The 13,318-nt window shown below is 23.7% G+C and carries 14 protein-coding genes, 1 tRNA gene and 1 pseudogene; 7 read left to right on the forward strand and 9 right to left on the reverse strand.

Annotated features, from left to right (window positions below; translation table 4 throughout):
- Positions 1-32: 32 nt before the first annotated feature.
- From AAHH39_RS07740 to AAHH39_RS07750, 3 genes are all read right to left on the reverse strand, one after another.
- Positions 33-578, reverse strand: coding sequence for a hypothetical protein (locus tag AAHH39_RS07740; protein ID WP_342217643.1), 546 nt, complete (start codon positions 576-578; stop codon positions 33-35).
- Positions 579-777: 199 nt separating this feature from the next.
- On the reverse strand, positions 778-1,722 hold the full coding sequence (locus tag AAHH39_RS07745) for an IS30 family transposase (protein ID WP_342217458.1): 945 nt from the start codon (positions 1,720-1,722) through the stop codon (positions 778-780).
- 127 nt (positions 1,723-1,849) lie between these two features.
- Positions 1,850-2,683 (reverse strand): TrkA family potassium uptake protein, encoded by an 834-nt coding sequence (locus AAHH39_RS07750; protein ID WP_342217644.1) that lies wholly within the window; start codon positions 2,681-2,683, stop codon positions 1,850-1,852.
- A 166-nt stretch (positions 2,684-2,849) separates the two neighbouring features.
- Here AAHH39_RS07750 and AAHH39_RS07755 point away from each other — a divergent pair, with 166 nt between their 5' ends.
- Together AAHH39_RS07755 and AAHH39_RS07760 are read left to right on the forward strand one after the other, a co-directional pair.
- Entirely contained in the window at positions 2,850-4,337 is a 1,488-nt protein-coding gene (locus AAHH39_RS07755; protein WP_342217645.1) for a TrkH family potassium uptake protein, read from the forward strand.
- Between the two features lie 21 nt (positions 4,338-4,358).
- Positions 4,359-5,213 (forward strand): bifunctional 5,10-methylenetetrahydrofolate dehydrogenase/5,10-methenyltetrahydrofolate cyclohydrolase, encoded by an 855-nt coding sequence (locus AAHH39_RS07760; protein WP_342217646.1) that lies wholly within the window; start codon positions 4,359-4,361, stop codon positions 5,211-5,213.
- Between the two features lie 396 nt (positions 5,214-5,609).
- On the opposite strand, the gene AAHH39_RS07765 is transcribed toward AAHH39_RS07760, so the two are convergent.
- The 3 genes from AAHH39_RS07765 to AAHH39_RS07775 form a co-directional block, all read right to left on the reverse strand.
- Entirely contained in the window at positions 5,610-6,554 is a 945-nt protein-coding gene (locus AAHH39_RS07765) for an IS30 family transposase (protein WP_342217458.1), read from the reverse strand.
- 33 nt (positions 6,555-6,587) lie between these two features.
- The gene (locus tag AAHH39_RS07770) at positions 6,588-6,992 is read right to left on the reverse strand and encodes a hypothetical protein (protein ID WP_342217647.1); all 405 of its coding nucleotides are present in this window, start codon (positions 6,990-6,992) and stop codon (positions 6,588-6,590) included.
- A gap of 165 nt (positions 6,993-7,157) precedes the next feature.
- The gene (locus tag AAHH39_RS07775) at positions 7,158-7,541 is read right to left on the reverse strand and encodes a hypothetical protein (protein WP_342217648.1); all 384 of its coding nucleotides are present in this window, start codon (positions 7,539-7,541) and stop codon (positions 7,158-7,160) included.
- Here AAHH39_RS07775 and AAHH39_RS07780 point away from each other — a divergent pair.
- Positions 7,523-8,231 (forward strand): annotated as a pseudogene (locus tag AAHH39_RS07780) (IS5 family transposase); the annotation flags it as partial. The gene AAHH39_RS07775 and the pseudogene AAHH39_RS07780 sit on opposite strands and share 19 nt — an antisense overlap.
- 338 nt (positions 8,232-8,569) lie before the next feature.
- Here AAHH39_RS07780 and AAHH39_RS07790 read toward each other — a convergent pair.
- Positions 8,570-9,310: a hypothetical protein gene (locus AAHH39_RS07790; protein ID WP_342217649.1), complete on the reverse strand. Its 741-nt coding sequence runs from the start codon at positions 9,308-9,310 to the stop codon at positions 8,570-8,572.
- Positions 9,279-9,689 carry a hypothetical protein gene (locus AAHH39_RS07795; RefSeq protein ID WP_342217650.1) on the reverse strand — a complete coding sequence of 137 codons (411 nt, stop codon included), beginning with the start codon at positions 9,687-9,689 and terminating at the stop codon, positions 9,279-9,281. Before AAHH39_RS07795 ends, AAHH39_RS07790 begins: the two co-directional genes overlap by 32 nt.
- A gap of 436 nt (positions 9,690-10,125) precedes the next feature.
- On the opposite strand from AAHH39_RS07795, the gene AAHH39_RS07800 reads away from it, so the two are divergent.
- Entirely contained in the window at positions 10,126-10,305 is a 180-nt protein-coding gene (locus AAHH39_RS07800; protein WP_342217651.1) for a hypothetical protein, read from the forward strand.
- Positions 10,306-10,328: 23 nt separating this feature from the next.
- On the opposite strand, the gene AAHH39_RS07805 is transcribed toward AAHH39_RS07800, so the two are convergent.
- Complete coding sequence (locus tag AAHH39_RS07805) at positions 10,329-10,814, reverse strand: hypothetical protein (RefSeq protein WP_342217652.1); 486 nt, start codon at positions 10,812-10,814, stop codon at positions 10,329-10,331.
- Between the two features lie 283 nt (positions 10,815-11,097).
- Between AAHH39_RS07805 and AAHH39_RS07810 the strand changes: the two genes are divergently transcribed.
- The 3 genes from AAHH39_RS07810 (at position 11,098) to tig (ending at position 13,297) form a co-directional block, all read left to right on the forward strand.
- Positions 11,098-11,173 (forward strand) — tRNA-Arg (locus AAHH39_RS07810).
- Positions 11,174-11,209: 36 nt separating this feature from the next.
- Positions 11,210-11,971: a DUF3196 family protein gene (locus AAHH39_RS07815; RefSeq protein ID WP_338987334.1), complete on the forward strand. Its 762-nt coding sequence runs from the start codon at positions 11,210-11,212 to the stop codon at positions 11,969-11,971.
- A gap of 15 nt (positions 11,972-11,986) precedes the next feature.
- Positions 11,987-13,297: a trigger factor gene (tig, locus tag AAHH39_RS07820; RefSeq protein WP_342217653.1), complete on the forward strand. Its 1,311-nt coding sequence runs from the start codon at positions 11,987-11,989 to the stop codon at positions 13,295-13,297.
- Positions 13,298-13,318 lie beyond the last annotated feature (21 nt).

Here is a 13,318-nt window from a genome sequence, read left to right on the forward strand (position 1 = left end):
TATTTTTAATCTTTTAAGTAACTTTCTTAATTTTAATTAAAATTACTTGTTGGTCTTAAAAATTGTAATGACATTGTTAAATTATTAACTAATGTTTTATTTGTCAATTCTGGTTTATTTAATTGGATAGTTATTGTTTGATTATTAATATTTCTTTGATTAAAATTTGATTCATTATTTTTTTGTTGTAATTGTTGTATCTTTTCATGTAATTCATTATTTTTTTGTTGTAATGTTTGCATTTGAACATGTAATTCATATTGTTTAATTTCTAAATTAGTAATTTGTTTTTCTAAAGATGCTATTTTAAAATTTGCTTTTTTTGGTATTTCTAAAAGAACTTTAAAATTAGTAAGTTTATTATTTTGATAATCAGCTTTTAATTCTTTTTCTAATTTATCTTTAATATCTTTAATATTTTCTTTTAATTTTGTCTTTTGATTCTCTATCAAGATATTTTTTTGTTTTAACTTCTGCTGTTGTTTTTGTAAAAATTTTATGTTCCTATCAAAAATTTCTTTTCATAAAAGTTTTATTTTACTATTTAAAGTTAGTAAATTGCTTTCTGTTTCTATCAATTTACTATTAAAATAAGTTCTAAACCTTAATACTTTTAATAAAATTTTCTTTAAATGTTTTTTAGAAAAATTATTTTTTTCAATTTGTTTATTAATAAATAAATTTAATACTTTTATTTTTTTAAAATATTTTTCATTTATTATTAAATGAAAAATATCTTTATTTTTCCTGAATTGTAAATATAAATGGGACAGTTTTTTAAAATAATTGTATTAAATCTATTGGTCTTTTATAAGATAGTGATTTTCTGGGTGTAGAATTAATTTGAAATGCTATAGTATTTAAATCTTTTTGTTTATATGAAGATAGATCTGTAGATTTTGGTAAATATCTTCTTAAAATACCATTATTATTTTCATTTAAACCTCTTTGACAAGGTTTACCAGGATCTGCAAAATAAATCTTAACATTACAATTTTTTTCGATTAATTTTCATTTACTAAATTCTTTACCACGATCAAAAGTAATAGTTTTAACTGTTCCTTTTTGTAACTTTGAAATAAATTTTATTATACTTTTTGTAATATTTTCTGATTTATTATTTTTAGTTGCTAAAGGAATTGTGGTTTTTGATCATATATCAGCTAAAGTAATAATAGAACTTTTATGATCTTTACCAATGATAGTATCACCCTCTAAATGACCAAATTCTTCTATATTTTTAATATTAGGAATGATTAAATTTCTTTCATGAATAGACTTACAATTATTAATTCTGCCCCTAGTTTCTTTTTGTTTGTGAGGTTTATTTTTTCCTTTTCTCAATAAGTTATTTTCATCAAAACCCATTCGATTTGTTTTAAACATGTTATATAAAGTTTTTGTTGAAATACTTTTTATTTTATTTTCCTTTAAAAAATTAGCAATTATATCAAGAGCATAATTTTTAGTAATTAACAAATGATTAATAGTATTAATTTCTATTAAAGTTAAAATTATTAATTTTCTACCTGCATTTTGTTTATTTTTTTGAATTTTATTCAATATTTCTAATGGTAATAAGTTTTGATTTAATAATCTACAAACTCTATGTACAGTTGATTTACTATAATCAATGGCTTTTGCTATTTTACGAATCGAAAATCCATAACTTTTATATTCTTTTATTGCTATTATTGATTCAATAGTCAGATACTTATACATTGTGCTAATTCCTTTCTTTTCTTAATTATAGAATTAACACAATTTAATTTTTATATAAGTGTCCTTTTTAATTTTACAATTCAGGAAAATAAAAAACAATTTTCTTATAATTAATTTTGTTTTTTTATTAGTGTTTTTTTTCTTTCTTAACTTCCTTTTTCTTTAATTTTTTATTTTTTTTCTTTTTCTTATTTCTTCTGAATCAATTTCAAAATGAACGCTTTTTCTTTACCGTTTTAATAATAGTAGGCTCAAATATTTTATTAGTATCACTAATTGAAAAATCATTACAAACAGAATTAATATTTTCATTAGAACTAATAAATAATAGTTCATCATTTAACATTAATATTTCATTTCTACTAGGAATAATAACTTTACCATGACGTTTAATCGCAACTAAGTTAATTTTATAATTGCTAGGAATTTTTAAAGTTTCTAGTTTTTTATTTGTAAACTTAGTATTTTTAACAATTACATTAGCTATTGAGTACTTTTCATCAACTGTAGTTAAATCTACTCCTAATTTTCAAATAGCACGATATGCAGCTTTCTTACCAGCTTCTGTTTCAGATAAAATAATATTAGTAATACCAATTGCTTCTAAAATTAGTTGGTGAGTACTATCAACAGCTTTAGCAATAAGATTAAGTGATGATAATGTATTGTGTTCACGATGAATTGCTAAAACATGAACAGCAGTAACAATTGAAGCTGCTAAATCAGAACCAATAGCAATAATAATATTTTGCACTTTGTGAATTCCAGCATCATCTAATGCATCACGATTAGTTGAATCTAAAATTAAAGTTTCAGAAGCTATTGATGAAACTAATTGACAACGGTCTTCTCTTTTATCAATAGCTAATGTAACTTTACCTAATTCTTCTAAAGTTTTAACAACTGAAATTCCGAATTTACCTAAACCAATGACACAAAAATCATTTTCTGATGAAGACATCTATATCCTTCTTCCTTAAATAATATTTACTTAAATATGTTATATTATACTAAATTATAAACTAATTCTTAAAATATTGGTATTTTAAATTTAAAACTAATATTTAATAGAAATGACTATAGTATAGTATAATAATAAAAGAAAATGTTATTTTAGGAGTTTTTTGATGCTATCTAAGGTTAATTATCGTAGTGTAAAAAATATTTTTAAAATTATTTTTGTTGGTAAAACTCGTCCCCGACAAATGTTTAATTTATATTTTTTCACTTTATTAGTTGGAACAATACTTTTAATGACACCAATTGCCACAACAAAAGGACAATGAAACTTTTTGCCTGCCCTTTTTACTGCTAGTAGTGCGTTTTCTGATACTGGTTTAACAGTAAAAAGCACTGCTAATGACTTTACTTTCTTTGGGCAATTTATTATTTTAATTTTAATTAAATTTGGTGGTATTGGTTTAATTACAGTTAAACTAGCAATATTATCCTTATTTGTATTTAATCGACATACTAGCTTAAGAGAAAGATTACTAATGCAAGGTGAACGTGGCTCTAATAAATTAGGAACGACTATTGATGTATTAAAAATTGGTATTATTGTTATGACAATTACTGAATTTTTGGGAGCAATTGTTTTATTTTTATATTTTTATTTTGTGCCTATCTCAGGAATAGAATATGGTCTAAACAATAATACAGGTTACTATAATCACATACTATTAGCATTATGATCGGGAATTTTCCACTCGATTTCTGCTGTTAATAATGCTGGATTTGATATAGTTGGTATAACTTCATTAGAACCTTTTCAGAGTGATTATTTTGTGCAGTGAATTTTTATTATTGAATTTGTAATTGGTGGTATTGGTTTTCCTGTTTATTATGATTTATATCATTGAATTAAAAATAAAACTCATGGTAAAAAATTTAGATTTAGTTTATTTACTAAACTAACATTAATAACATATTTTTTAGTTGCGATATTAGGTGTTAGTAGTGTTATGTTTATTGAATATTTTTCACGTAATGTCATAACTCCGTCAAGGCAAGAGCCCATTTTTAAAAATTTATCGACATCTGATGCAATTATGGCTGTTTTTTTTAATACAATGTCAACAAGAAATGCTGGATACTATACAGTTGACTTAAATAAATTTCACCTTGCCTCACAAATGATCCAATCATTAATGATGTGAATTGGTTCTTCACCAGCAAGTACTGCCGGAGGAATTAGAACGACAACTTTAGCAATCATTCTTTTAACAATTTTTAATATTGCCCGTGGCCGTAATGATGTTTTTGTATTCAAGCGTAAAATTCCTAATCAAACTGTTCGTATGTCATTTATAGTCGGTACACTTGGTTTTATTTTAGTTTTTGTATCAGTAATGATTATCACAATTGAAAATGTTTTTATAACAGATAATTCTGATATGACCTTTGCACAAGTAATTTTTGATGTTTCAAGTGCTTTTGGAACAACAGGACTTTCATTATTTGATAATTCCAAATTAGGTATTTTTAGTCAACTTAGTTTAATTTTTGTCATGTTTGTGGGACAATTAGGAGTATCAACTACTGTTCTTGCTTGAAGTGATCGTAAATCAAAACCAACGATAAGTAGAGTTGAAGAAAACGTATTAATTGGATAAATTAACAAACGGTGAACACATATGATAAAAATTTTAGATGGTAAAATAATTGCCCAGCAAATTAAAGCAAAAATTAAATCACAAGTAATAACTATTACTAATCGTAAACCTAAACTAGCAGTAATAATTATTGGTGAAGATTTAGCATCACAAATGTACGTACGAACTAAAATTAAAGCATGTCAAGAATGTGGTATTGATGGACAAGTATTTTCACTAACAACAACAGTAACACAAAAAGAAATAATTAATAAAATTGAACAATTAAATAGTGATAATAATATTGATGGAATTTTAGTACAATTACCACTACCAAAACATTTAGATACATTAGCAATTATTAATAGCATTACTATTAATAAAGATGTTGATGGTTTAACGAATATTAATGCGGGAAGATTATTACAAGGTGATAAAAAAGCAATGTTGCCTTGTACAGTAAAAGGTATTATAAAATTACTAAATCATTATCAAATTCCCATTTCTAAACAAAATATTACTATCATTAATGATAGTAATATTGTTGGTAAACCATTGGCTTTATCATTAACTAATATGGGAGCAACTGTTAGCATTGTTCATAAATTAACTAAAGACTTAACTCTTTATACTAAAGAAGCTGATATCATTTGTAGTGCTACTGGTGTCTATAATATTATTAATAGTAGTCAAGTTAAACGTGATGTTGTTATTATTGATGTAGCAATTAATTATCAAGGTAAAGAAAAAAAAGTTGTTGGTGATATTAATTTTGAAATAATGAAAAATACCGCTTCAGCAATTACTCCTGTGCCTGGTGGTGTTGGACCAATGACTATTGCCATGTTATTAGAAAATTTAATGATTTGCTATCAATTAAATAATAAATATAATTAAATTGGAAAATTAAATGTTAAAGAAAAATTGGATTAAAAAAGATTAAATAATATTGAAAAAAATAATTTAGAATTATTAAAATTTAAATTTTTAAAAGAAACTATTTCAACAAATAGTGTTTATTTTGATAATCCTTTACATTTTTTAAAACCAGAAAATTATTCAGATTATCAAATACATAATGAAAATAATACTATTATTTTTAAAATAGAAGTTAATATACAAAAATTATATGATGATTGAATAAAAGGAATGAATAATTTTGCTTGAGATTATATTTTAAGTAAAAAATATATAAATATTAACACTGAATATAATTTAAAAACTAATGATTTTATTAATAAACTTAATCAAAACTTATTTCTCCTGAATTGTAAATATAAATGGGATAGTTTTTTAAAATAATTGTATTAAATCTATTGGTCTTTTATAAGATAGTGATTTTCTGGGTGTAGAATTAATTTGAAATGCTATAGTATTTAAATCTTTTTGTTTATATGAAGATAGATCTGTAGATTTTGGTAAATATCTTCTTAAAATACCATTATTATTTTCATTTAAACCTCTTTGACAAGGTTTACCAGGATCTGCAAAATAAATCTTAACATTACAATTTTTTTCGATTAATTTTCATTTACTAAATTCTTTACCACGATCAAAAGTAATAGTTTTAACTGTTCCTTTTTGTAACTTTGAAATAAATTTTATTATACTTTTTGTAATATTTTCTGATTTATTATTTTTAGTTGCTAAAGGAATTGTGGTTTTTGATCATATATCAGCTAAAGTAATAATAGAACTTTTATGATCTTTACCAATGATAGTATCACCTTCTAAATGACCAAATTCTTCTATATTTTTAATATTAGGAATGATTAAATTTCTTTCATGAATAGACTTACAATTATTAATTCTGCCCCTAGTTTCTTTTTGTTTGTGAGGTTTATTTTTTCCTTTTCTCAATAAGTTATTTTCATCAAAACCCATTCGATTTGTTTTAAACATGTTATATAAAGTTTTTGTTGAAATACTTTTTATTTTATTTTCCTTTAAAAAATTAGCAATTATATCAAGAGCATAATTTTTAGTAATTAACAAATGATTAATAGTATTAATTTCTATTAAAGTTAAAATTATTAATTTTCTACCTGCATTTTGTTTATTTTTTTGAATTTTATTCAATATTTCTAATGGCAATAAGTTTTGATTTAATAATCTACAAACTCTATGTACAGTTGATTTACTATAATCAATGGCTTTTGCTATTTTACGAATCGAAAATCCATAACTTTTATATTCTTTTATTGCTATTATTGATTCAATAGTCAGATACTTATACATTGTGCTAATTCCTTTCTTTTCTTAATTATAGAATTAACATAATTTAATTTTTATATAAGTGTCCTTTTTAATTTTACAATTCAGGAAATTAGAATTTCTTTTAATTTTTATATATTTTCTTGTATGTAAAGAATTTTTTAATAATTGTTTTCTTTCATATCTTCATTGATTACTTCCAATTTCATTTTTAGATAAAGTTTTATATTCTTTTAATTTAAAAAAACCTTTTTCTAATCTATTAATAAAATGCATAGTTTTTTGTACATTAATATTATTAGGATAAATTACACTAGTATCTTGTGAACCATAATATTTACCTTTTTTAGCTAATTCACTTTTAACATATTTTCTTAATTGACTTGGTAATCATTTTCTATTTCAAAATTTTCAAAATATTGTTCCAGCACCAGAACCATTTTTACCTTTTGCTTGTGTCATTAATATTCATATTTCTTGTGGAAATGTTGGATAAGTATATGGACCATATCATATTTGTCTTTTATCATTATCACTTTGAAATAATGTTGTTAAAGTTCCAATTTTTAAATTTTTATTATCAACAATAAATCTACCTTTTTTAAATCATGAACTTGATAATACAATTTAAGCATTTTCTGGTATTTCTTCTTCATTTTCTTTAAATAAATTATCAAATTTATTTACATAATTTTTAATAGTTCTAATTTCTGTTGGCATAATAGAATTTTTAAAACTATTTATTGGATTTTTAAATTTATTAATTTCATTTTGTAATATAGATAATTCATTTGGTTTTAATATACTTATTAATTTTTTAAGTATATTTGGATTAAAAAGACTATATGGCTGATGTATTTCTTTTTCACTAATATTTTCACTATCAAATACTGCTTTTAATGATTGATTTTTATAATAAGTTCTTAGAACCTGTTTAGAATCTTTTCGAAAATAATGTAAAATGATTATATATTTTAAAATAAGAGGTATATATGCATAAAAATTATCCAAGTCATGTCACCAAAGAACAATTTGAGAACATAAAATCAATTTTAGAAAATAGCAAAAAGAAAACAAAACCAAGAAGTTTAGATTTATATGAAGTATTTTGTGCAATTTTATATGTATTAAAAAGTGGTTGTCAATGAAGAATGCTACCAAAAAATTTTCCAAAATGACAAACTGTATATTATTATTTTCAAATTTGAAGTAAAAATAATGGTAAAGAACCTAGTGTATTGCAATTAATTTTAAAAAAAATTAGTTAAAAAAGTTCGTATCAATAATAATCGCAAAGAACAAACTAGTTTTTGTATAATTGATTCGCAAAGTGTTAAAAATACAGATACTACTGAAAATAAAGGTTATGATGCTGGTAAAAAGATTTCAGGCATAAAACGTCATATTGTTGTTGATTCTCAAGGTTTACCACATGCAATTTACATAACCACAGCAGAAAAAACAGATCGTAATAGCGCTATAATAATGATTGAAAATGAAAAAGAAAATCTTTCTGCAGTTCAAAAAATAATAGTAGATGCTGGTTATACTGGTGAAAAATTTGCTTCTGAAATCAAAACAATCATAAATGCAAATGTTGAAGTGATAAAACGTAATGAATTACATACTTTTGTAGTATTACCAAAAAGATGAATTGTAGAACGAAGCTTTGCTTGATTAGAAAAATACAGAAGATTATTTTAATTATGTAGAAAAGTATGGATGACCAAAAATTATTCATCAATTTACACTTAAAATATTATTTTTAATTAAAAATTTGTTAAAAGTAACATTATTTAGTGTAAAAATTCTCTAAAAATAACACTTTATCATGTATCATTACTTTTCTACAAAATTAAAGGAAGATTATGAAAAAATTGTGAAAGAAAACTAAATACTAGTTTACAAATGGTTGTTCTTTCATTTATTTCAGTTTTATTAAAAAGATTCTAAACAGGTTCTTAAAGCATTTATTAATGCTAATTTAATATCATTAGTTGCTAAAGCATAATATATTCATTCAATAATTAAAGGTAACATTATAAACTCAAATGATTATAATCTCAATTTAATGAAGCATTATCGTGATTTAATGGTACTTCACTCATATTATCACTACCATATTGACTAGTTGTTTCACTATTAATTGAAAATCTATTATCATTATTAATTAAATGTGCTATTTCATTTGTAAAACTAGTTTCTTGCATTTCTACATCAAATTTTCTTTCCATAGGTAATAAATTATGGATAATTTCACTTGCACCAGCAATTATGGTAGGTACTGCATAAGCATTATTAAAATCATTATTTATCCCCATTGCAACACCACTTGAAATTAAACATCCACCAGTAGCCATATTACAAATCTTTCTTATTGCTTCAAATTTATTAGGTATTAATTCTAGAATTCCATTAATAAGATTTGAAATACCATAAGCATTTAATGAAATATAAGTATCTCAATCCATTAAATGATTATTAGTAGTATTAGTAGTACTTAATAATAAATCTGGTGGAAATGGGTCAACAGTTGTTGTAGTTATTGGACTTTCTGTTGGATTAGGATTAATGGAAGAGTTAGTAAACTTACTATAATTTGCTAAACCAATTGTTCCTAAACCTAGTAATATTTTTTTACTACTATTAATTAATTTAGTTTTAGTATTTGGTCTTTGATTTAAATTTCAAATATCTAATCCTAATTTTTTACCAAATAATAAACTATTAATTGAACCTAATATTGGATTACCTATTACTTGGTGACTTTTCTCTAACATCTTCTCTAACAAGATTATCACTTTTTTTATTATTTTTCAAAATTTCTTCTATTTCATTGGTAAAAGCAGCAACTTCTTTCCCATAAATTCTTAAATTGTGTTCATCAGGTTGAGGTTTTTGATTTTCTTTATTAATTTCACTTGCCACAAAAGTAATCATTTCTAATTTATTTTGTATTGCTCCATTTTGCTCTGCACTTAAATCTTTTTTTGCTACTTCTACTTGTGCTTGTAATTCATTTTTTCTTTTATAAATATTTTCCAAATTTTGCTGTTTTAATTCTCTTTTATTTTCTTCAAATCTTTGACTTAATTCATTTTGCATATCCATAAAATTTTTATTTTTATTATTATTTCAAATTTGTTGAAAACTATTCAAAATTCTTTGTTGTTTTGCTTCTGGAGGTAAGCTTAAAAATAATTCTTCTTGTTGTTCTCTTTTTAATAATAATCTTTGTTCTTGTAGTTTATTTTCTAGATTTATTTCACTTTTTGATTTTCAATTAGGAAAAAAGAATTTTTTTACTTTTTCTTTATACTTTTCTCATAATGTAACAACTCCACCAACAATAACTCCAGAAATTAAAGCACATATTGACAGTGCATAAAAAGTTGCTACAACAGGAGCTACTAATGGAGTAACAACTAAACTACTTAAAATACCAATACCAGCCCAAGCAACTACAAATATTGTTATTTTTAATACTTGTCATAAAACTTTTCTTACTTTTTTATTTTTTATATCTACTTGTTCTTCTTTTTGTTTCTCATTAAGGTTATTAATGAAATCAAAAAATGGTATTCTGATAATAGTTGTGTCCTTATTTTCTTCTAATTTAATAAAACTTTCATCATTTTTTACTTCATTAGAAAATTGTTTTAATTATGTAGAAAAATATGGATGACCAAAAATTATTCATCAATTTACACTTAAAATATTATTTTTAATTAAAAATTTGTTAAAAGTAACATTATTTAGTGTAAAAATTCTCTAAAAATAACACTTTATCATGTATCATTACTTTTCTACAAAATTAAAAGAAGTTACTGTTAAACTTCTGGTTCTCATAACTGGTTCTTTTGATGAATTTGCTAGTTCATTAGATACTTTAATATAATCAGGAGTAATATTTGCTTTTGATACTCTTTTTGTAGAAATAAAACCACTTAATCTTAAAAATTCGTTAAATCGTGATTCTTTAATGTCATTAGGATTAACATTTTCTTTTGATACTCTTACTGTGGGGATAGTAGGATTTGTTCTTAAAAATTTGTTAATTCTTGATTCTTTTCTTCCAAAATTTGTAGTAGTAGCCATTCCACTAGCTATTAAAGTTGTACCAACAGCAATTCCACCAATAGCAGCTGGTAATAATGAAGCACCACCAGTCATAGGTGCTGCAGCAACACAAGCTGCTGTTATTCCTGCAGTTGTTGTTAATGTTCCTGTAGTTATTGTGACACCAGCAATTACTTTTCTTTTTGTACTTATTTCACTAGGCATAATATTTTTCTTCCTTTTCTTTTTCAATATTTAATTTAATAAAAATCCTAATATAGAAATTATTTCTATATTAGGAATGAACAATTATTAAATTACAAAAATTATTATAATATAAAAAAATGAAAATATTTTATTTTTTTAAAAAAAAATATTACTTAAAGGTACATAATGAAATATCAAAATAATATTAAATATAATATTATTATTTTTTTATTGAAAAGTAGCCAATTAATAATTGCATTTTTTAATCAAACAAGTTAAGATTACTTATGGTAAATGTTATGCCCACGTAGCTCAGTGGATAGAGCACCGCCCTTCTAAGGCGGGGGTCAGAAGTTCGAATCTTCTCGTGGGCGCCATTAAATTTTAAAATACTAAGAAGGTTTAACTAAATAATGATAAATCATGACAATTATTATCAAGACATTATTGGTAAAATTAACCACCTCATTAGTGAAAATAAATGAGATCAAGCAATGAAGTTGGTCAAACATGAATTAGAGATGCCTTATATTCCTATTCATCATGAAATTACATTACAAGAGTTACATCATAATATTACTACTCATATTAGATTAAATAGTAAAAATGAAAGTCATGAGTGAAATTTAGAGAGAATAAGTCGTGTATTAATGAATCCATTTGATGAAGATCTTCATCCGGTGGCATTTTATTATTTACAAAGTCATAATGCTAGGTTAATTTTGCCAACAATTAAGATTTATCTTACAAATAAAAATATAAATAATATAAATAAAACACAACTATTATTTATATTAAATAATCAAGGTATTGATGAAGAAATAGAAGTAATAAAAGGTCATGATACATTTAAAATTAATCCAAAAAAAATAACACAATGACAGGAATCACTCGTTTATTTAAAAATTACAAAAATATTTGAAGATGAAGTTCATATTGATAATCCAGGTATTTATGGTATTTGCTTGTTTTTATTGGATAGTTATTTTGAGAATTTGTTTCCAACATTACCTAATAAAAATCAAGCAGCAGCATTAGCAGCTGCTTTGTATATTCGTGCTTGTAGTTTACAGTTTATTAGTGTAAAATTGGTAGAAAGTGCTAAAAAATTTAAAACTACTACTACTTTAATAAAAAAATACTTAAGTATTATGATTCAACAACAAATTACATAAGGAGAGATTTGAAAAATGACATTAAATATTATAAAAGATGAAAAAAATGGTCTTGGAAAATGACATGTTACCATTGATGCTAAAACTTGAAAAGATCAATTGGCAAAAGCTGAAAATAAATTGATTGCACAAGTAGAAATTCCTGGATTTCGTAAAGGAAAAGTTCCTACTAAAATGGCTAAAAAACATGTAACTGAAGAACAAACTTTACAAACAGCAACTAAAGCAGTTATTACTATTGCTTATGATTTTGCCTTAAAACAAAAACCTAACTTAATGCCTACTAATCAACCCGAAGTTAATGTGGAAAAATCTACTATTAAAGAGTGTGAAATAATGTTTGTATTTGATTTACCAGCAGAAATTACTATTGGTAAATATCGTGGTATTGATATAGTAAAACCTGTAGCAACTGTTAATCAAGAAGAAATTGATACTCAAATTAAACTATTACAAGATCGTTTTGCTATTTTTAATCCAAAAGAAAAAGGAAAATTAGAAAAAGGTGATACTGCAGTTTTTAATTTCACTGGTTTTTTAGAAGGTAAAAAATTCCCTGGCGGTGAAGCTAAAAACATGGAATTAGAAATTGGTTCTGGTAAATTTATTCCTGGTTTTGAAGAAGGAATGATCGGTATGGAAACTAAATCTAAAAAAACTATTGAAGTAACTTTCCCAGAAGATTATCATGTTCCAAATTTAAAAGGTCAATTAGTACAATTTGAAATTGAATTAAACGAAATAAAAACAAAAGTTATTAATGAAGGTTTAGAAGAATTAGTAAAAGATGTTAACATTCCAGATGTTACTACTACTGAACAATTATTAGAAAATATTAAAAAACAAATTGAAGTACAAAAAACAATGACAATTAAGGAACAATTTATGGAAGAACTTATTGCTAAAATTGTTAAAGATTCAAAAATAATAATTCCAAATTTTGCTGTTAAAAATGAAACTGAACGTTTAGAAAATGAATTTAAAAAACAATTAGCTAATCAAAACTTTACAATTGAAAACTATATGGCAGCAACTGGTTTATCTCATGAAGAAATTATTAATGAAATAAAAAAGGATGCAATTATGCAACTTCAGAATTTTTTAGTTATTGAAGAAATTATTAAAAAAGAAAAAATAGAAATTACCGAAGAAGAAGTTCAAAAACAATTAATAACATTTGCCGACCAATTTAAAATAAGCATTGAAGAAGTTAAAGCAAATATTAAAGATTTAAGTTTAGTTACTACTACCCTAAAACGTAATAAAGCCTTTGATTTATTATGAGAAAGTAACGGTAAAAACCAAAAGCAAACAACAAGTGCTTAATTTAATTTGATAATTATTATA

It is taken from the genome of Spiroplasma endosymbiont of Amphimallon solstitiale, from assembly GCF_964030965.1.
Classification (GTDB): Bacteria; Bacillota_I; Bacilli_A; order Mycoplasmatales; family VBWQ01; genus Spiroplasma_E.